The 18875-nt window shown below is 50.5% G+C and carries 18 protein-coding genes; 7 read left to right on the top strand and 11 right to left on the bottom strand.

Annotated elements, in window-relative coordinates; genetic code table 11:
• Positions 1–4: 4 nt before the first annotated feature.
• Together grxC and JY391_RS00650 are read right to left on the bottom strand one after the other, a co-directional pair.
• Positions 5–256 carry a glutaredoxin 3 gene (gene grxC, locus JY391_RS00655; RefSeq protein ID WP_012908148.1) on the bottom strand — a complete coding sequence of 84 codons (252 nt, stop codon included), beginning with the start codon at positions 254–256 and terminating at the stop codon, positions 5–7.
• A 50-nt stretch (positions 257–306) separates the two neighbouring features.
• A complete protein-coding gene (locus JY391_RS00650; protein WP_042286978.1) occupies positions 307–738 on the bottom strand; it encodes a rhodanese-like domain-containing protein in 432 nt (143 codons plus the stop codon).
• Between the two features lie 244 nt (positions 739–982).
• On the opposite strand from JY391_RS00650, the gene gpmM reads away from it, so the two are divergent.
• Genes gpmM through JY391_RS00635 form a run of 3 tightly spaced genes read left to right on the top strand, consistent with a single transcriptional unit; the run spans position 983 to position 4783 of the window.
• The gene (gpmM, locus tag JY391_RS00645; RefSeq protein WP_060570252.1) at positions 983–2527 is read left to right on the top strand and encodes a 2,3-bisphosphoglycerate-independent phosphoglycerate mutase; all 1545 of its coding nucleotides are present in this window, start codon (positions 983–985) and stop codon (positions 2525–2527) included.
• A 9-nt stretch (positions 2528–2536) separates the two neighbouring features.
• On the top strand, positions 2537–3820 hold the full coding sequence (gene envC, locus JY391_RS00640) for a murein hydrolase activator EnvC (RefSeq protein WP_042286984.1): 1284 nt from the start codon (positions 2537–2539) through the stop codon (positions 3818–3820).
• A gap of 3 nt (positions 3821–3823) precedes the next feature.
• A complete protein-coding gene (locus tag JY391_RS00635) occupies positions 3824–4783 on the top strand; it encodes a divergent polysaccharide deacetylase family protein (protein WP_211935079.1) in 960 nt (319 codons plus the stop codon).
• On the opposite strand, the gene JY391_RS00630 is transcribed toward JY391_RS00635, so the two are convergent.
• The 3 genes from JY391_RS00630 to kbl form a co-directional block, all read right to left on the bottom strand.
• Positions 4770–5804, bottom strand: a complete 1035-nt coding sequence (locus tag JY391_RS00630; RefSeq protein ID WP_181822336.1) for a glycosyltransferase — start codon at positions 5802–5804, stop codon at positions 4770–4772. The two genes, JY391_RS00635 and JY391_RS00630, sit on opposite strands and share 14 nt — an antisense overlap.
• A 235-nt stretch (positions 5805–6039) precedes the next feature.
• Positions 6040–7065: an L-threonine 3-dehydrogenase gene (gene tdh, locus JY391_RS00625; RefSeq protein ID WP_042286991.1), complete on the bottom strand. Its 1026-nt coding sequence runs from the start codon at positions 7063–7065 to the stop codon at positions 6040–6042.
• Between the two features lie 9 nt (positions 7066–7074).
• Positions 7075–8271 (bottom strand): glycine C-acetyltransferase, encoded by a 1197-nt coding sequence (gene kbl / locus JY391_RS00620; protein WP_060570256.1) that lies wholly within the window; start codon positions 8269–8271, stop codon positions 7075–7077.
• A gap of 214 nt (positions 8272–8485) precedes the next feature.
• Between kbl and rfaD the strand changes: the two genes are divergently transcribed.
• The 4 genes from rfaD (at position 8486) to JY391_RS00600 (ending at position 12840) form a co-directional block, all read left to right on the top strand.
• Positions 8486–9466, top strand: a complete 981-nt coding sequence (gene rfaD / locus JY391_RS00615; RefSeq protein ID WP_060570257.1) for an ADP-glyceromanno-heptose 6-epimerase — start codon at positions 8486–8488, stop codon at positions 9464–9466.
• 79 nt (positions 9467–9545) lie between these two features.
• Positions 9546–10592, top strand: a complete 1047-nt coding sequence (gene rfaF / locus JY391_RS00610; protein WP_042286999.1) for an ADP-heptose--LPS heptosyltransferase RfaF — start codon at positions 9546–9548, stop codon at positions 10590–10592.
• A 3-nt stretch (positions 10593–10595) separates the two neighbouring features.
• Positions 10596–11558 carry a lipopolysaccharide heptosyltransferase RfaC gene (gene rfaC / locus JY391_RS00605; RefSeq protein ID WP_211935078.1) on the top strand — a complete coding sequence of 321 codons (963 nt, stop codon included), beginning with the start codon at positions 10596–10598 and terminating at the stop codon, positions 11556–11558.
• A 10-nt stretch (positions 11559–11568) separates the two neighbouring features.
• The gene (locus JY391_RS00600) at positions 11569–12840 is read left to right on the top strand and encodes an O-antigen ligase family protein (RefSeq protein ID WP_211935077.1); all 1272 of its coding nucleotides are present in this window, start codon (positions 11569–11571) and stop codon (positions 12838–12840) included.
• 32 nt (positions 12841–12872) lie between these two features.
• Here the strand turns inward: JY391_RS00600 and JY391_RS00595 are convergent, their stop codons facing one another.
• The 6 genes from JY391_RS00595 to waaB all read right to left on the bottom strand — a co-directional run bounded on the left by JY391_RS00595 (position 12873) and on the right by waaB (position 18867).
• The gene (locus JY391_RS00595; protein WP_181822333.1) at positions 12873–13949 is read right to left on the bottom strand and encodes a glycosyltransferase family 9 protein; all 1077 of its coding nucleotides are present in this window, start codon (positions 13947–13949) and stop codon (positions 12873–12875) included.
• A 37-nt stretch (positions 13950–13986) separates the two neighbouring features.
• Positions 13987–14841 (bottom strand): 3-deoxy-D-manno-oct-2-ulosonate III transferase WaaZ, encoded by an 855-nt coding sequence (gene waaZ / locus JY391_RS00590; protein WP_211935076.1) that lies wholly within the window; start codon positions 14839–14841, stop codon positions 13987–13989.
• A 178-nt stretch (positions 14842–15019) separates the two neighbouring features.
• The gene (gene rfaY / locus JY391_RS00585; RefSeq protein ID WP_211935075.1) at positions 15020–15718 is read right to left on the bottom strand and encodes a lipopolysaccharide core heptose(II) kinase RfaY; all 699 of its coding nucleotides are present in this window, start codon (positions 15716–15718) and stop codon (positions 15020–15022) included.
• A gap of 13 nt (positions 15719–15731) precedes the next feature.
• The gene (locus JY391_RS00580; RefSeq protein WP_211935074.1) at positions 15732–16748 is read right to left on the bottom strand and encodes a glycosyltransferase family 8 protein; all 1017 of its coding nucleotides are present in this window, start codon (positions 16746–16748) and stop codon (positions 15732–15734) included.
• A gap of 20 nt (positions 16749–16768) precedes the next feature.
• The gene (gene waaO, locus JY391_RS00575) at positions 16769–17782 is read right to left on the bottom strand and encodes a lipopolysaccharide 3-alpha-galactosyltransferase (protein WP_211935073.1); all 1014 of its coding nucleotides are present in this window, start codon (positions 17780–17782) and stop codon (positions 16769–16771) included.
• Between the two features lie 5 nt (positions 17783–17787).
• Positions 17788–18867 carry a lipopolysaccharide 1,6-galactosyltransferase gene (waaB, locus tag JY391_RS00570; RefSeq protein ID WP_211935072.1) on the bottom strand — a complete coding sequence of 360 codons (1080 nt, stop codon included), beginning with the start codon at positions 18865–18867 and terminating at the stop codon, positions 17788–17790.
• Positions 18868–18875 lie beyond the last annotated feature (8 nt).

Raw genomic sequence — 18875 nt, 5'->3', positions numbered from 1 at the left:
GACGTTAGCTCAGCAGGGGATCAAGTCCACCACGCGCATCCAACGCATACAAGTCGTCACAGCCGCCAATGTGCTGTGCATCAATAAAAATCTGCGGAACCGTTGTACGGCCACTGCGCTTGATCATTTCTTCCCGTTTTACGGCGTCGCCGTCAATCGGAAGCTCCTGGAAACTCACGCCCTTGCTGTTTAACAACGCTTTCGCGCGATGGCAAAACGGGCAGGTTGCTTTGGTGTAGATCTCGATATTGGCCATACATCTCTCCGATATTCGCTTTATCTGTGAATTTCGTGCCAGCGGCGAGTTTATTTGCCGCGAACCAGCGGCAGATTCTCGCCGCTCCAGCCAGCAACGCCTTCTTTCAGCACGGACACTTTTTCAAAGCCTGCCTTGATGAGCGCGTTTGCCGCTTCCTGACACTGCATGCCGGAACCGTCGACCACGATCACCGGTTTGTCTTTGTGCTTATCGAGCTCGCCCACGTTGTTCGCTTTGATTTCACTTGGCAGCAGGTTGATAGCGCCTGCGATATGGCCTTTACGGAAATCGTCACGCTGACGTAAATCGACAACAACGGCGTCTTCTTTGTTGATAAGACGCGTGGCTTCACCACGGGTGATGACCTTCACTTTTGAGGTCAGGCCTTTAAACGTGGTGAATAAAACCGCCACCAGTAACGCAATCCAGGCGATACTCAGTATGGGATGGCGACCAACAAATTGCATAATTTCTTGCATGGGGGGTAACAACTCCCGACTCAGTGATTAAAAACCAGGGAAGGAGTATACCTGCGCGATGGCGCAAATACAGCCAGCGCGTGCACTGGATTGCATTTTTGCGGGGCGCAATGGAAAAAATAGCGTAAAACCGCGCCGTCCATGCGCCGCGCGGCCCTATTATTTGATCTTCTGAGGCTATTTTATCGATTCAGCTGTAGTAAAATTACGCAAAATTTTTGTTTCTTTAGTGTGAGGTTTCACAATGTCGGTTTCGAAAAAACCTATGGTGCTGGTCATTCTCGATGGCTATGGTTACCGTGAAGAGAGCCAGGATAACGCCATTTTCTCTGCGAAAACGCCCGTCATGGACGCGCTGTGGGCGCAACGTCCGCATACGCTGATCGACGCGTCCGGTCTGGAAGTGGGTCTGCCTGACCGTCAGATGGGTAACTCAGAAGTAGGTCACGTTAACCTGGGCGCGGGCCGCATCGTGTATCAGGACCTGACGCGTCTGGATGTCGAAATTAAAGAACGTACCTTCTTTGCCAATCCGGTGCTGACCGCGGCGGTAGACCAGGCGAAAAACGCGGGTAAAGCGGTTCACATCATGGGCCTGCTCTCTGCGGGCGGCGTACACAGCCACGAAGACCACATCATGGCGATGGTGGAACTGGCCGCAGAACGCGGCGCGGAGAAAATCTACCTGCATGCGTTTCTCGACGGTCGCGACACCCCGCCGCGCAGCGCTGAATCCTCACTGAAAGCCTTCGAAGACAAGTTTGCCGCGCTGGGCAAAGGCCGCGTCGCTTCTATTATCGGACGTTATTACGCCATGGACCGCGACAACCGCTGGGATCGCGTTGAACAGGCTTATGATCTGATGACCCTGGCAAAAGGCGAATTCCAGTACGCAACCGCGGTTGAAGGCCTGCAGGCCGCTTACGCTCGCGACGAAAACGATGAATTCGTTAAAGCGACCGTGATTCGTGCGGAAGGCCAGGCCGATGCGGCAATGGAAGACGGCGATGCGCTGATTTTCATGAACTTCCGTGCCGACCGCGCGCGTGAAATCACACGGGCATTTGTTAACACTGACTTCGACGGCTTTGCGCGTAAGAAAGTGGTTAACCTGAATTTTGTCATGCTGACCGAATACGCGGCGGACATCAAAACGGCCGTCGCCTACCCACCAGCCTCTCTGGCAAACACTTTCGGCGAGTGGATGGCGAAGAATGACAAAACCCAGTTGCGTATCTCCGAAACGGAAAAATACGCGCATGTGACTTTCTTCTTCAACGGCGGCGTGGAAGAGCCATTTGCCGGTGAAGAACGCATTTTGATTAATTCACCGAAAGTGGCGACCTACGATCTTCAGCCGGAAATGAGCTCTGCGGAGTTGACTGAAAAACTGGTCGCCGCTATCGAAAGCGGGAAGTACGATACCATCATCTGTAACTACCCGAACGGCGATATGGTCGGTCATACCGGGGTGATGGAAGCAGCCGTGAAAGCAGTGGAAGCACTGGATCACTGCGTTGAGCAGGTCGCGAAAGCCGTTGAATCCGTTGGCGGACAGTTGCTGATCACTGCGGACCACGGTAACGCCGAGCAGATGCGCGATCCGGCGACGGGTCAGGCGCACACGGCGCACACGAACCTGCCGGTTCCGCTGATTTACGTGGGTGACAAAAACGTAAAAGCGGTGGAAGGCGGTAAACTTTCCGATATCGCGCCGACCATGCTGACGCTGATGGGTATGGAAATCCCGCAAGAGATGACTGGTAAGCCGCTGTTCATCGTGGAATAATCCCTCCCCATGAGGGGAAAGGCGATGAATACCAAACAAGGGGTCATGAAAACGCAACGGTTTTCAGTCAGGCCCCTGATTTACGCCAGCGTGTTGAGCGCTGGCGTATTGTTGTGCGCCTTTTCCGCCCACGCGGATGACCGCGATCAGCTCAAATCCATCCAGGCGGATATCGCCGCCAAAGAGCGCGCCGTGCGCCAGCAGCAGCAGCAGCGCGCAACCCTGCAAGCGCAGTTGAAAGCACAGGAAGAAGCGATTTCCGTCGCCGCGCGTAAACTGCGCGAAACCCAAAACACTCTCGCTCAGCTCAACAAGCAAATTGATGAGATGAACGCCTCCATCGCGAAGCTGGAGCAGCAAAAAGCCAGCCAGGAACGCAGCCTCGCCGCACAGTTGGATGCGGCGTTTCGTCAGGGCGAGCATACCGGCATTCAGCTTATCCTCAGTGGTGAAGAGAGCCAGCGCGGCCAGCGTTTACAGGCCTATTTCGGCTATCTGAATCAGGCGCGGCAAGAAACCATTACCGAGCTGAAGCAAACCCGCGAGCAGGTCGCCGCACAACGCGCCGAGCTGGAAGAGAAGCAAAGCCAGCAACAGACGCTGTTATACGAACAGCGCGCCCAGCAGGCGAAGCTGGAGCAGGCGCGTAACGAACGGAAAAAAACGCTCGCCGGACTGGAGTCCTCAATCCAGCAAGGCCAGCAGCAGCTGAGCGAACTGCGCGCTAACGAATCCCGTCTGCGTAACAGCATTGCGCGAGCGGAAGCCGCCGCCAAAGCGCGGGCGGAACGCGAAGCGCGCGAGGCGGAAGCAGTACGTAATCGACAGAAAGAGGCGACCCGTAAAGGCACCACCTATAAACCGACCGAAAGCGAGAAATCGCTGATGTCGCGCACCGGCGGTTTAGGCTCGCCGCGCGGTCAGGCTTATTGGCCGGTTCGCGGGCCAACGCTGCATCGATATGGCGAACGGCTGCAAGGTGAGCTACGTTGGAAAGGGATGGTTATCGGTGCGTCTGAAGGCACTGAAGTCAAAGCCATTGCCGATGGTCGGGTGATTCTGGCGGACTGGCTGCAGGGCTACGGGCTGGTCGTCGTCGTCGAACACGGCAAGGGCGACATGAGCCTTTACGGCTATAACCAGAGCGCGCTGGTCAGCGTGGGGACACAGGTTCGCGCCGGTCAGCCCATTGCGCTGGTCGGCAGCAGCGGGGGTCAGGGCAGACCGTCGCTCTATTTTGAAATCCGTCGCCAGGGTCAGGCCGTCAATCCACAGCCGTGGTTGGGAAGATAAGTTTTGCCTCACTTTCGTCGTACTGTTCTTTCATTCGCCAGCCTGCTGGCCTTCGCCTCCCCCGCTTTTGCTGGCAAACTCGCCATCGTAATCGACGATTTCGGCTACCGTCCGCATTATGAAAATCAGGTACTGGCGATGCCAGACGCAATCTCCGTTGCGGTACTGCCTAATGCGCCTCACGCCCGCGAAATGGCGACCAAAGCACACAACAGCGGTCATGAGGTGTTGATTCACCTGCCGATGGCCCCTCTCAGTAAGCAGCCGCTGGAAAAAGACACGCTGCGCCCGGAGATGAGCAGCAATGAGATCGAACGTATTGTGCGCGAGGCGGTCAGCAAAGTTCCCTACGCTGTCGGGCTGAATAACCATATGGGCAGCGCGATGACCTCTAGCCTGTTTGGCATGCAGAAAGTGATGCAGGCGCTGGAACGCTACGATCTCTATTTTCTCGACAGCATGACCATCGGCAATAGCCAGGCCATGCGCGCAGCGTCCGGTACGGGTGTGAAGGTTATCAAGCGCAAAGTGTTTCTCGACGACACGCAAAACGAAGCGGACATTCGCCGCCAGTTTAACCGCGCCGTCGCTCTGGCTCGTCGAAACGGGTCTGCGATCGCGATCGGACATCCGCATCCGTCAACGGTGCGTGTGCTCCAACAGATGGTGTATAACCTGCCAGCCGATATCACGCTGGTGCGTCCAAGCACCCTGCTTAACGAACCGCAGGTGGATACTTCGACGCCGAACCTGACCCCGCCGAAAAACAACGACGCGCCGCGTAATCCGTTCCGCGGAGTGAAGGTGTGTAACGCGAAGAAGGCACCCGAACCAGTTTATACCGACCGTTTCTTCAGCGTCATAAGCGAGAGCATTCGTCAGAGCACGCTGGTCAGTTGGTACCAGCATCAGTGGCAGGGCTGGGGGAAGGCCCCCAGCAAGGGTGGCGTTAACCCAGGTTAAGGGCTTGACGGGCGGTGCGATGGTGCGAGCGTGTTTTGTCGCGCCAGCGATAAAGTCGTAGAGACCACAGCAGCGCCTGATACGCGACCTTCGCGCTACGCACGTTCATTATCATCCGTTTATACATGCCCGAGGTGAAAATCTCGGCAATCATGCGTTGACGCGTCAATATATCCGGCTCTTTGCGTACAGCATGACACACGCGTAATGCTTCATACGTTATTTGCTGACGAAACTCCGGATAAAGGGTAATTCGGTCGGCATAATCGCGATTCAGCTTTTCCAGTAAGCGAGTGATTTTAATATAATGGCGCTGATAATTAAGGTTTTTATTGCCCTGTCGTTTTAAACGACTAACGGAATTATCATGCAGGAAATACTTATATAATGACTCTTCGGTATAGCGTGCGCGACGGGCATTAAACATAAACTCTGTGGTCCACACGATATCCTGATGATGTAATCCCGGAATAAATCTGATGTTATTTTTTTCAATCACGTCGCGGCGATAAACCCCCATCCATACCACGTGCGTCCAGCGCCGAGAAGACAGCGCCATACGGAGCCAGTCCGGACCCGTTAATACACCTGTTGAGCGAATACGATCGGTGGGAATAGATTGCCAGGTGTCGCCGGAGGAACGTTCGCTCCAGTCCGCGTTACATTGCGCGACGTCGAGATTATCTTCCAGCGCCATCGTCATCAGCGTTTCGTACATGTGAGGATAAACCAGATCATCCGCATCGACGAAAGCGATATACTGCCCGGTGGCGGCGGCCATTCCCCGGTTACGCGCGACCGACGCCCCGGCATTGGCCTGATGCAGCAGGCGAACGTGTGGGTAGTTTTCGGCGTAATGCGTTGCTATTTCAACAGAGTTATCCGTTGAACCGTCATTAACAATAATTATTTCCAGGGCAGTCCATGTTTGCGCGATGAGTGATTCCATGCAGGCTTTGAAATCATTACCCGCATTATAAAGCGGGATAATGACGCTGAGTCTGTTTGTACTATTCATCATAAATTACCGATTACCTCTGAAGTTACCCGCCTTTGTACAGCCTTAGTGTTAAGAAACAATTAAGGCTGGTGCATACTATTTTTAAACGTTGACGGTAACGGCAGAATAAAGCGTTGGAATGAACAGCAAAATCAGACTAGTGAGTAATTACGTAATATTTATGACAATGACAAAACTTTACAGGATTTCAGATATTGCCGAATAAAAAGGCCGGAAAACACCGGCCTTTTTACGATTAATCCCAGCTCAGGATGACTTTCCCCGACTGACCTGAACGCATCGCGTCAAAGCCCTTCTGGAAGTCATCAATCGAGAAACGATGGGTGATGACAGGAGAAAGATCCAGACCCGACTGGATCAGCGCCGCCATCTTGTACCAGGTTTCAAACATCTCGCGGCCATAAATGCCTTTGATGAAGAGCCCTTTAAAGATCACTTTCGTCCAGTCGATTGACATGTCAGAGGGCGGGATCCCCAGCATCGCGATGCGACCACCGTGGTTCATGGTATCAAGCATGGTGCGGAACGCCGGCGGCGCGCCAGACATTTCCAGCCCCACATCGAAGCCTTCGGTCATCCCCAATGCTTCCATCACGTCGGTCAGACTCTCCTGCGCCACGTTAACCGCACGGGTAATGCCCATCTTACGCGCCAGGTCCAGACGGTATTCGTTAACGTCGGTGATGACGACGTTGCGTGCCCCGACGTGTTTCGCCACCGCTGCCGCCATAATCCCGATAGGACCCGCGCCGGAAACCAGCACATCCTCGCCCACCAGATCGAACGACAGCGCGGTATGCACCGCATTACCGAACGGGTCAAAGATAGACGCCAGATCGTCAGAAATATTGTCCGGGATTTTGAAGGCGTTGAATGCCGGGATCACCAGATATTCGGCGAAGCAGCCTGGGCGGTTCACGCCCACGCCGGTCGTGTTGCGGCACAGGTGCGTACGGCCACCGCGGCAGTTACGGCAGTGCCCACAGGTAATGTGTCCTTCGCCAGAGACGCGATCGCCAATTTTAAAGCCTTTGACTTCCTGACCGATGCCGACCACTTCGCCGACGTATTCATGCCCGACAACCATAGGTACCGGGATGGTTTTTTGCGACCACTCATCCCAGTTGTAGATGTGAACGTCAGTGCCGCAGATGGCTGTTTTACGGATTTTAATCAGCAGATCGTTGTGTCCGACTTCCGGTTCAGGAACGTCGGTCATCCAGATGCCCTCTTCCGCTTTCAGTTTGGATAACGCTTTCATCTTTGATCCTCAGGCAATAACGCCCAGTTGTTTACCTATGCGCGTGAACGCCTCAACCGCGCGCGTGATTTGCTCCGGCGTATGGGCGGCGGACATCTGGGTACGAATGCGCGCCTGGCCTTTCGGCACCACCGGATAGAAGAATCCTGTTACGTAAATACCCTCTTTTTGCAGCTCACGGGCAAATTGTTGCGCCACCACCGCATCGCCCAGCATCACCGGAATGATGGCGTGGTCGGCGCCCGCAAGGGTGAAACCTGCCGCAGACATCTGCTCGCGGAACTGGCGCGCGTTCGCCCAAAGGCGGTCGCGCAGCTCGCCGCCGGATTCCACCATCTCCAGTACTTTTATGGAGGCGGCGACAATCGCCGGCGCCAGAGAGTTGGAGAACAGATACGGACGGGAGCGCTGACGCAACCATTCCACCACCTCTTTACGCGCCGCAGTATAGCCGCCAGACGCGCCGCCGAGCGCTTTGCCTAACGTCCCGGTGATGATGTCCACGCGTCCCATCACGTCGCAATACTCATGGGAGCCACGCCCGTTTTCACCCACGAAGCCCACCGCGTGAGAGTCATCAACCATCACCAGCGCGTCGTATTTATCCGCCAGGTCGCAGACGCCTTTCAGGTTGGCGATCACGCCATCCATCGAGAACACGCCGTCGGTAGCGATCAGTACATGACGGGCCCCGGCTTCACGCGCTTCTTTCAGGCGAGCTTCCAGTTCGACCATATCATTATTGGCATAGCGGAAGCGCTTCGCTTTACACAAACGCACGCCGTCGATAATAGAGGCGTGGTTCAGGGCGTCGGAGATAATCGCGTCTTCTGCGCCCAGCAGCGTTTCGAACAGGCCGCCGTTGGCGTCGAAGCAGGAGGAGTAGAGGATGGCATCTTCCATCCCCAGGAAGTTTGCCAGCTTTTGCTCAAGGTGCTTGTGGCTGTCCTGGGTACCGCAAATAAAGCGCACCGAGGCCATACCAAACCCGTGAGAATCCATTCCTGCTTTTGCCGCCGCAATCAGTTCAGGGTGGTTAGCCAACCCGAGATAGTTGTTGGCGCAGAAGTTAATGACGTGGCTTCCATCCGCCACAGTGATATCTGCCTGCTGAGCAGATGTGATAATGCGCTCTTCTTTAAACAATCCTTCCGCCCGGGCGGTTTCCAGATCGTTGGTTAACTGTTTGTAAAAATCCCCACGCATTGCGATTCTCCAGACTGGGCAAATTTCAGCACATCTTACCTAACCCTGGACGCTGATACGAGATGACGCATTAGCACTTCTTTAAAATGCAGGATAAATCACGCGTACCCACACGCGTAATCGGTGAATGGCTGAAGCCAGGGCCAGGTAGTGATATGATAGAAGTATTCGTGTCTGAGATAGTCTCTGACTCCATAATTCATAGGTTACAGTTATGATCATCGTTACCGGCGGCGCGGGTTTTATCGGCAGCAACATCGTTAAAGCCCTGAATGATAAAGGCATCACCGATATCCTGGTGGTGGACAACCTGAAAGACGGCACCAAGTTTGTGAACCTGGTGGACCTGAACATTGCCGACTATATGGATAAAGAAGATTTCTTAATCCAGATTATGGCGGGCGAAGAGTTTGGCGAGGTAGAGGCCATTTTCCACGAAGGCGCGTGCTCCTCCACGACCGAGTGGGACGGCAAGTACATGATGGACAATAACTATCAGTACTCCAAAGAGCTGCTGCACTACTGCCTGGAGCGTGAAATTCCGTTCCTGTACGCCTCTTCCGCCGCCACCTACGGCGGACGCACCTCTGATTTCATCGAATCCCGCGAATATGAGCAGCCGCTGAACGTTTACGGCTATTCCAAGTTCCTGTTTGATGAGTACGTGCGCCAGATCCTGCCAGAAGCGAACTCCCAGATTGTTGGCTTCCGCTACTTCAACGTTTACGGTCCGCGCGAAGGCCACAAAGGCAGCATGGCGAGCGTGGCGTTCCACCTGAACACCCAGCTGAATAATGGCGAAAGCCCGAAACTGTTTGAAGGCAGCGACGGCTTCAAGCGTGACTTTGTTTACGTGGGCGATGTGGCGGATGTGAACCTGTGGTTCTGGGAAAACGGCGTGTCCGGTATCTATAACCTCGGCACCGGTCGTGCAGAATCCTTCCAGGCCGTGGCTGACGCGACGCTGGCTTTCCATAAAAAAGGCGAGATTGAGTACATCCCGTTCCCGGAAAAACTGAAAGGTCGCTATCAGGCGTTTACCCAGGCGGATCTGACGAATCTGCGCGCTGCGGGCTACGACAAGCCGTTTAAGACCGTTGCCGAAGGCGTAACGGAGTATATGGCCTGGCTGAACCGCGACAGCGATACAAATTCACAAAATCATTCGAGCGGTATCAAGGCGGCAACTAAGTGAGTCTCCGGTCACTTACTAAAGTAAGTGACCGGAGTGAACGCAGGCAGCCAACGCAGAGACAGCTTGAAGGATGAAGTGAATGAAAATTTTGGTGATCGGCCCGTCCTGGGTGGGCGACATGATGATGTCGCAAAGTCTCTACCGCACGCTCAAGGCGCGCTATCCCCAGGCGATAATCGACGTGATGGCGCCCGCATGGTGCCGTCCGCTGTTGTCGCGAATGCCGGAAGTGAACGAAGCGATCCCAATGCCACTCGGCCATGGGACGCTGGCGCTCGGCGAACGCCGCAGGCTCGGCCATAGCCTGCGCGAGAAACGCTATGACCGCGCATATGTGCTGCCCAACTCCTTCAAATCAGCCCTTGTGCCCTTCTTTGCGGGCGTACCGCAGCGCACAGGCTGGCGCGGCGAGATGCGTTACGGTCTGCTAAACGACGCGCGTGTGCTGGACAAAGCGGCCTGGCCCTTGATGGTGGAACGCTATGTCGCGCTGGCTTACGACAAGGGCGTAATGCACAGCGCGAAAGATCTGCCGCAGCCGCTGCTGTGGCCGCAGTTGCAGGTGAGCGAAGGTGAAAAATCCCTGACCTGTTGTGAATTTTCGCTTTCAGATGAGCGGCCCATGATCGGCTTTTGCCCTGGCGCGGAATTTGGACCTGCCAAACGCTGGCCACACTATCATTACGCGGAACTGGCGAAACAGCTGATAGACGAAGGCTATCAGGTAGTGCTGTTCGGTTCGGCGAAAGATCACGAAGCCGGGAACGAGATTTTAGCGTCCTTAAACGATGAGCAGCAGGCGTGGTGCCGCAATCTGGCAGGCGACACCCAGCTGGAGCAGGCTGTCATTTTGATCGGCGCCTGTAAAGCCGTCGTCAGCAATGACTCCGGGCTGATGCACGTCGCCGCGGCCCTTAACCGCCCGCTGGTTGCCCTCTACGGCCCCAGCAGCCCTGACTTCACGCCGCCGCTTTCACATAAAGCGCGGGTGATTCGCCTGATTACCGGCTATCACAAAGTGCGCAAAGGCGATGCGGCAGAAGGGTACCATCAGAGTCTGATCGACATTACGCCAGCGCAGGTGCTGGAAGCCCTGAACGCGCTGTTATTACAAGAGGAAGCCTGACGAATGCGGGTTCTGATCGTCAAAACATCCTCAATGGGTGATGTGTTGCATACCCTTCCGGCGCTCACCGATGCACAACAGGCGATACCGGGTATTCAGTTTGACTGGGTGGTCGAAGAAGGATTCGCGCAGATCCCCTCGTGGCATTCGGCGGTAAACCGCGTCATTCCCGTTGCGATTCGTCGCTGGCGTAAAGCCTGGTTTTCCGCGTCGGTTAAAGCGGAGCGTAACGCTTTCCGCGAGGCGGTACAGGCAGAACGCTATGATGCCATTATCGACGCCCAGGGATTGGTTAAAAGCGCTGCGCTGGTGACTCGCCTCGCACATGGCGTAAAGCATGGTATGGACTGGCAGAGCGCACGCGAGCCGCTGGCCGCTCTGTTTTATCATCGCCGCCATCACATTGCCAGGCAGCAGCATGCCGTAGAGCGTACCCGCGAACTGTTTGCAAAAAGCCTGAATTATTCCAAACCATCCTCGCAAGGCGATTATGCTATCGCGCGGCATTTCCTGACATCTGAACAGGATACTGCGCAACCCTACGCGGTATTTTTGCACGCAACCACGCGCGATGATAAACACTGGCCGGAAGCAAACTGGCGAGCGCTAATTGGTTTGTTGGCTGACAACGATATCAGCATCAAATTGCCGTGGGGCGCGCCTCATGAAGAAGCACGGGCGAGAAGACTTGCCGAAGGGTTCGCTCACGTTGAGGTCTTACCGAGGATGAGTCTGGAAGAAGTTGCGCGCGTACTGGCAGGCGCAAAATATGTGGTTTCCGTCGATACGGGGCTTAGCCATCTGACGGCGGCGCTCGATCGACCGAATATTACGCTGTATGGCCCAACGGATCCGGGGTTAATTGGGGGGTACGGGAAAAACCAGATAGCGTGTCGTTCACCCGAAAATAATTTAGCCAAGCTTGATGCCCACACCGTTCTGAACGGAATATCATCATTATTCTAAAGGTACATGAATGTTAGCCTTGAACTCTTTACATTCCTGGCAAACCGGTGCCAGGAAGATGTCCACAGTGCTGGAGTTGACTACCTGGTTACTTTGCTTCGTCACCCTTGTCGTCGCGCTGTTCAATAATAATTTGAGTATGAAGCTGTATAATATTACAGCGATTCTCGGTCTGCTGGCGCTTATTTTACGCGGCAAGCCGGAAAGTTATTCGCCGCGATACTGGCTGTTACCCCTTTCTGTTCTGCTTATCGGCGTCATCGACGTCAGCTGGTATTCCGCCTTTAAAGTAGATAATTCACCCTTTCGGGCGACGTACCATAGTTATTTGAATACGGCGAAAATCTTTATCTTTGGGGCCTTTCTCATACTGTTGGCGCTGTCCTCGAAAATAAAGATGAATAAAGAGTGGCCGCTGTATATTCTGTATTCGCTGTCGTTTTTCATTGCCGGTTATGGCTACTATGTAAAAACCACAACCGGTATCTCCCGTCTGGATTTTGGTATTGGTACGGCAACAGGCGCAGCATATTCGATCATGTTTGTCGGCATCGTCAGCGCGATATCAATACTGTATACCCAGCGCAAGCACCCGGTGCTATTTCTGCTTAACGCAGCTACCGTGTTCTTTGCGCTTGCCCTCACCCAGACGCGTTCAGCGCTGCTTATTTTTCCGGTGATATGCGCGCTGGCACTGGTGGCGGGCTATCTTAAGACCCCCAAAAAATTGTTCTTTTCGGTGATTGGTTTTTTGGTTGCCTTCGTTGTCCTTGTTGCGGTCTTCAGCAAGCCGATTTATAGCCGCTACCATGAAGCGGTTGCGGACCTGGCGCAATATAACAATGGCAACAGTGTCAGTTCGCTTGGCGCACGCCTGGCGATGTATGAGATTGGTTTTGATATTTTCAAAGAATCACCGCTTGCCGCACGCTCGGCAGATGTTCGGGCGCAGCGTATGGAAGAGCTGGCGAATGCGCATCCTTATCTTCGCGGGGCTTTAGAATTTTCCAACGTTCACTTGCACAATGAGCTGGTTGAAGCGGCCTCGCTGAAAGGTATTGCCGGGATTCTATCGACTTTGCTGTTTTACGCCGCGCTGTTTTATACGGTGTACTATCACCGCTCTTTAGGGCTGTTTGCCCTGACGTTAGCGATTATTGGCACGGGAATGAGCGATGTGATTCTCTGGTCACGCAGTATCCCGATCATTTTGATCACGGCTGTCGCACTGATGCTGCTTATCAAGAAAAATCGCCCGCCAGAAAGACGTGTTCAGCAGTGATTCCTTTCACGCCATCCAAAGCGGGCATCCGCTCACTTTGGATGGCGGTCAAATAACGCGTCCACTGAATCAATCAATACATCGGAACGGATATCTTTCACCGTACAGGTGGGAGAGACTACCTGCAATGCGTTGCAATTATTCGGCGCCCAGATTAGGTGCGAGGGATAAGCGTCGTGTCGCGCGTTGGGGTAGAGCGCGAGCGTAGGGATCTGATAAGCCGAAGCAATATGAACCAGCGCGGTGTCCACAGAAATAACGTACTGGCTGAATTTTGTCAGGGCAACGGTATAAATAAAAGCGTTAAACGGCAGCGTTTCAATGTCCGGTATCGCAATAGAGCGCACATCTTGCGGCAGGCCGGTAAAAATCACCCGAAACTCAGGATGCCGTTCACGAATACGGGAATAGATCGTTGCAATCTGCTCCGCTGTTAAACGGCAGATTTTCTTCGCGCCCAGAGCATTAATTATAATAATCTTCGTATCGCCGATGAAATTCACGACCGCATTTTCGACCTCTGCGGTGAGCGGCAGATCATAACTAACATCGAACGAATTATCGGTATCGGGATAAAAATAACGCAGTATTTCACTCGCCCGCGTACACATATGCGCAGCGAGTTTTTCGTCATGTGGATGATACACGGTGTAGTAACGCTTATACCATTTATCAAAGCCAAGAACATGCGAGCGCCTGACGCCAGATAAGAGTAACGCATGGGTAAAAGAAGGCATTGTTTCGAAAGGATCGAGAACGATATCGAAAGACGCCTGCTTCAGCTGCTTACGTAGGGCCAGTACATCACTGATTTTAGATGAGGTTTTAATAAAAAAACGCTGTATCTTGTTATTACCCGCGAGAAAGTCTTTTCCTGCGGCGGTCGTTAAGATAGAGAGCTTAACACCACGAGTGGTCAGTTCCCGGTAAAGCGAACTCAGGACAATTAAATCGCCTAACTTGTTGTTGTCATGAATAAGCAAACATGACCGGATTGCTGGCGCGTTGATTTTTGGCGTTGTATTTTGGGGAAAGAAGAAAGATAAAGCGTTAATTTTGATTTTATTAAAAAAATATCTTTTTTTCTTATGGAAAGCACCTAAGCCCATGCTAATTACCACATTACAATAAAAAACAGGATTGAAATTAGCCTACATAAGAATCCGCATGATCGTGCAGTCCAAGCGTTTTTTTCAATACGCTTTTCTTAGGCGCAAGGGTAGCGACATCAGCAGGTCTGATAAAAGGAATGATGTCGTAGCCAATCGCCGTGTCGTCAGAGAGGTTGTAAATCTGAAAGTCTGGCACTTGTGCACGCATGAATTTGAAGAAGGGCAAGATTTTGACCAGATCCTTGCTGAGCTCTGACGGCATCGGGTTATTGCTTTCGTCATAAAAACGCGCGCAGCTCCCGGTAATGTCCAGCCCGGAACAGATAGTGTTATCGTACCCCAGCGAATATGCTATTTGCATTGCGGTATACGCAACGGTATGGCATGAACAATAGCCGAAGCTGATATCCTTACTAAAGCCAACCAGCCTTCCGCGCTTAGAGACAGGGACGTTGATCAACAGTTTCTTGTTCCATCGAGACAGCGTTTCCAGCTTCAACTTCTTGAAAATTCCGCCTTTTTCACGCTTATAAAACGCGCGCAAAATGAAGCAATGAGCGCGCATGTAGCACTTGTCTTCTTCCGATGCGGCCTCATAAACGTCCATATTGACGAAGGTAAATTTACTGCCGCGGCTGAACTTATAAAAGTCCTCACGCCGTTGCAGCAGAAAGCGTGCGTCTGTTAAGACATAAATGAAAGGGGTAATACCATTACTGAGCAAGTATTCCGCCGCGCCGTTAACGGTGATGACATCATTGTTGCGTAAAAGAGACAGTGGCGTCCCTCGGGACGTAGGACCCGACAAGAAAATGATAACGTTTTCAGATGTTCTGCTTTCAGTAAGCTGCTGAACACCGGCGCGAGTTAAAAACTTAACATTACTCATATAAAACCTGTATGTTAATCATGCAACTTAAATCACGATGAATCTTTGAGGTAAGTGTTCATAGCTTATCTTTAGCGAGGGTAATCGAAATAGAGTACTGAACCTGCTCATAAAATATACAACGCCATTTTTGCATTTAGACCTGCCAATTGCAATATCCGGGATATCACAGTCAAACTTAGCGCACACTTTTGCCTTTCAGACGACGCAAAAAATTACGCCATTTTTTCTTGTAGACCAAAAGATGGTAACCCAGATCTTTGCTCGTGTTTTCAATGCCATAATGACGTTCTAAATCGATTCTGTCTTTAGCCATCCGTTGACGAGAGGGTCTTTTTCCGGACAGGTCAATGATCCTTATCTCACCATCCTGTAATATAAAGTTACCCTTATGCGGGTCGCCTGAGACCATACCATGTTGGTGAAGTCCCTCGATCGAATGCTTAATCTTACTCTTTATGTCAGACGAGATGTCAGACATGTCGGCCAGTTCCACACCTTCGATGTACTCAATAATCATGATATAGGTGTGGACATAACGCAGCGTTTTCACTTCTGCCAACAGATAAAAATCATTTAACGCATCATACCCTTCCTGGCGAACACGATCCGTCTGGTAGAAAAGTTTTTCGTAGTAGTCCCCTTTCACCAGCGATTTGAAAAATCGCTCAGTGTTTTTTATTTTAGGGTGAAAAATCTTCAGAATATATTTACCATGCTCGGTATCGATCAATACGACCTTGGTATCTTCAATACTACGAAAGACTTTTAATACGCTAAGATTGTGGTTAAGAAAATCAGTGAAAATATCGATGTATTTTTGCCCGTCTTGTTTAACGAAGACAGTATAATTTTTTATTTTTGTTTCAGTAATCATAATTGTGGGAAATTTATTTCGCTAAAATTTTTCGATAGAGATAGGCGGCGCCTGCGATTATTCCTTGTAAATAATGCTTCTGAACCAGAAGATGTTTATACCTTTTTTTGTACTCCACCATGGTTCTTGCATTTTTAGCCGGGACAGTCTGCCATGGTGACTTAACCTGCGCAGTGGTGAAATAAATAACAGAAGGATACTTTGCCCAAGCATGCCAGGGTTTAGTTGCCCCGGTATAATGAATCAATTTTGTATTATTAGTAATGACGTTTAAATAATTCAGGTGTGTTTTATCTTTCAATTCACTTTTAATGGTATAAATAGTATTGTATTCGCGTGGTAAAAAGATCACTTTATCAATTAGCAGGATATTTAACACATCCTGATCGGGATATTTGAAAAATGGAGATTGACCTTCTTCTCCGGTTAACAGTGAAAGCGCATGTTCTGTTAAACACTGCGCCGTCCACTGCTGGAGATTGACTAACACAACGCCAGAGTTAAAGTAGCACCCCTGTAAATGATAAGCGGGTAAGCGCTCATCAACTTTAGCCTGGATAGAATCAACATCTTTAACAACCGCAGCAACTTTATCTGTCAGATCTATCGCTAAAAGCGCCTCAAGCGATCCTTTGCAGACAACATCGGCATCAAGATAGAGTAATCTATCCATTTTTTGACGAAGATAATCAAATGCAAACAGGCGAAAATACATCGCCCTGGACCAGACTTTTGTTCTTGGCAAAACTTCAAGGCAATTCACGTTGATGATGTAAAGCGAAATTTTAATGTGATACTGATTCGCAAGTAAGGCTATTTTTTCAATGAAACCCTGGACATAATGATCGCAGATAATATGAAATTCGACATTTATTTTATTATGCAGGAGAACAGAAGAAATGGAGACACCCACGCCATCAAGATAATTCTCATCAATGCCATAAGAGATATGTAACGTTTCATCGCAGTCATTTAAGCGTTCATCAAAAACTTTAAACTCTGTTATCTCTATTTCAGGAAATGAGTTCACTGCATCACCTATAGTTATATTTATTTAACAAGCTTACTTTTAAAGTAATATAAATAATCCATCACACCAGCAATGTACTTTTTCTGGTTAAACATGTGCTTTGCTGCATAGCGCAACTGATGGCTATTTTTAGGTTTTAGCAAGTCAACACTAGACCAGGGTGACAACTTTTTCGCATTCAAAAAGCTTTGAGCAACAGGATAATTTCCCCACTGATGCCATGGTTTTGTCGGACCGATATAATGAATAAACACGGTGCTTTCATTGACAGGGTTTAACACCTTTTCCTTTAATTCATAGTTAATGCTGAACTGGGTATTGAACTTTTTATCCACAAAACGCGCCTTGCCCACCAGCAGCATATTGAGTACATCCTGATCCAGGTGCGTTATGCGCTGAACAACATCCGGATCGCGCAACATCTCAATGGCTTTACGCGAGATATCTTCCTGCGCCCAGCGAGGAATATTGATAAGTAAGAAGCCTGCATTGAAATAACCGGACACCAGACCCGGCGTTGCCAGACTGACCGAACGTTTCGTCCACCATTCGGTTTCTCCTTCGGCAACAACTGCTGCAATTTCATGCTCGGTAAACTGCAGATCAACCAGTTCCTGAATGCTTCCTTTACAGGCAATATCCGCATCCAGGTACAGCACCTTATCGGTTTTACCCGCAAAGCGATCGGCGATGATAAATCGAAAATATGTCGCGTAGGACCAGTTTTTTGTGCTGGGTAATGATTTCAGTTGCTCGCAATCCACTAAATGGACAACGATCCGAGTAGAATATTGTTTAGCCAGCGCATGAAAACGCGCACGATCGTCATCGCTGAAAAAATCTGTGAAGACATGAAATGCCAGCGGTATTTCTGGGTTAGCGATCAGAATAGAAGCAATGGATACGCCACAGCCAAACAGAAAGTTCTTGTCGATGCCATAGGCAATGTTAAAACATTCAACATCACTATGCTCTGTATAATTATAATCTAAAGTCTGCTGAATGACTTTTTCGTCAAAGTATTTTGTCGTCATAGTGATCACTTATTATTTTTAGCAGAAATTATGCTTTCTAAATTTTCAAAATAAACATCATTATAGAAGTTATCGATGGAGGCTGGAATCAGATTATTATTATATATCACACTGCCTGCAATAGAATGATTTAGCAGGTTAACGAATTGCTTGATATCCCCAGGAGGGAATAGTTCACCATTTATACCCGGTTGAATTATATCGCGCGGACCCGACATACAGTCAGAACTGATGCAGGGTATACCATATGACATTGCTTCCAGTAACGTCATTGGAAAACCCTCAAAAGAGGACGTCAGTAATAACGCCGTCACGTTTTTTATCTCTTTCTTTACCACATCCCACGGAGAACCCTGCCATCCATGCCAGGTAATACGTTCGCCAATCCCCAGGTCCTGCCCGTACTTTTGACATTTCTCAAAATCAGAACCATCGCCAATCACATGTAGTCGCCAATCCCCTTCCGCTCGAGACAGCCCATCGAGCAAGTCCTTGATTCTTTTTTGCCCTTCGAACTTCATGCGCCCAACGTAAAGGAATACCGCAGGCTGACCCGGCTCAGGTGGATAAACGATAGTCGATTTTCTTGATACCGGATTAAAAATAACGCTGATTCGACTTTGCTCTATACCACGCGCTATCATCTGCTCTTTAATCCCGGAGCTTATTGCCAGATGGTAATCTGCATGGGTGATACACTCAGCATGTTTTTTATGATCAAGCGAAAAATGTGGCCAGGAAAAAAGGGTAAAATCCACACCCGATTTTTTTCGCGCTTTACTGGCAAAAAGACAAGATAACACGTCAATACAAATCACAACATCAGGCCGTGTTTCTTTTAGCCACTGGCTAAATGCATTAATATGCTTTGCGCGACGCAAAAAACCGAGTCGGGTGTTTGAGAAAGAGCATGAATAGTTGATATTATTCAACCATGCTTTATCCATTTTGTCATTTCGACAAAAGAAAAACATGTCGCAGGTATGCCCGAAGGGTTTTTCTTGTAAGTGGTTAATGACATCCCGGATAACCGTTTCCATGCCACCAAAACCTGAAACAGCTTCACCTATAAATGCTACTTTCATGCAGGATA

The organism is Citrobacter sedlakii, from assembly GCF_018128425.1.
Classification (GTDB): Bacteria; Pseudomonadota; Gammaproteobacteria; order Enterobacterales; family Enterobacteriaceae; genus Citrobacter_A; species Citrobacter_A sedlakii.
Note: the sequence above shows the minus strand (reverse complement) of the source record. Positions and strands in the feature narration are given on the sequence as shown.

Coding starts and splice junctions, on each gene's coding strand:
- grxC (WP_012908148.1), bottom strand. CDS start 256: ATGGCCAATATCGAGATCTACACCAAAGCAACCTGCCCGTTTTGCCAT.
- JY391_RS00650 (WP_042286978.1), bottom strand. CDS start 738: ATGCAAGAAATTATGCAATTTGTTGGTCGCCATCCCATACTGAGTATC.
- gpmM (WP_060570252.1), top strand. CDS start 983: ATGTCGGTTTCGAAAAAACCTATGGTGCTGGTCATTCTCGATGGCTAT.
- envC (WP_042286984.1), top strand. CDS start 2,537: ATGAGGGGAAAGGCGATGAATACCAAACAAGGGGTCATGAAAACGCAA.
- JY391_RS00630 (WP_181822336.1), bottom strand. CDS start 5,804: ATGATGAATAGTACAAACAGACTCAGCGTCATTATCCCGCTTTATAAT.
- tdh (WP_042286991.1), bottom strand. CDS start 7,065: ATGAAAGCGTTATCCAAACTGAAAGCGGAAGAGGGCATCTGGATGACC.
- kbl (WP_060570256.1), bottom strand. CDS start 8,271: ATGCGTGGGGATTTTTACAAACAGTTAACCAACGATCTGGAAACCGCC.
- rfaD (WP_060570257.1), top strand. CDS start 8,486: ATGATCATCGTTACCGGCGGCGCGGGTTTTATCGGCAGCAACATCGTT.
- rfaF (WP_042286999.1), top strand. CDS start 9,546: ATGAAAATTTTGGTGATCGGCCCGTCCTGGGTGGGCGACATGATGATG.
- rfaC (WP_211935078.1), top strand. CDS start 10,596: ATGCGGGTTCTGATCGTCAAAACATCCTCAATGGGTGATGTGTTGCAT.
- JY391_RS00600 (WP_211935077.1), top strand. CDS start 11,569: ATGTTAGCCTTGAACTCTTTACATTCCTGGCAAACCGGTGCCAGGAAG.
- JY391_RS00595 (WP_181822333.1), bottom strand. CDS start 13,949: ATGGGCTTAGGTGCTTTCCATAAGAAAAAAAGATATTTTTTTAATAAA.
- waaZ (WP_211935076.1), bottom strand. CDS start 14,841: ATGAGTAATGTTAAGTTTTTAACTCGCGCCGGTGTTCAGCAGCTTACT.
- rfaY (WP_211935075.1), bottom strand. CDS start 15,718: ATGATTACTGAAACAAAAATAAAAAATTATACTGTCTTCGTTAAACAA.
- waaO (WP_211935073.1), bottom strand. CDS start 17,782: ATGACGACAAAATACTTTGACGAAAAAGTCATTCAGCAGACTTTAGAT.
- waaB (WP_211935072.1), bottom strand. CDS start 18,867: ATGAAAGTAGCATTTATAGGTGAAGCTGTTTCAGGTTTTGGTGGCATG.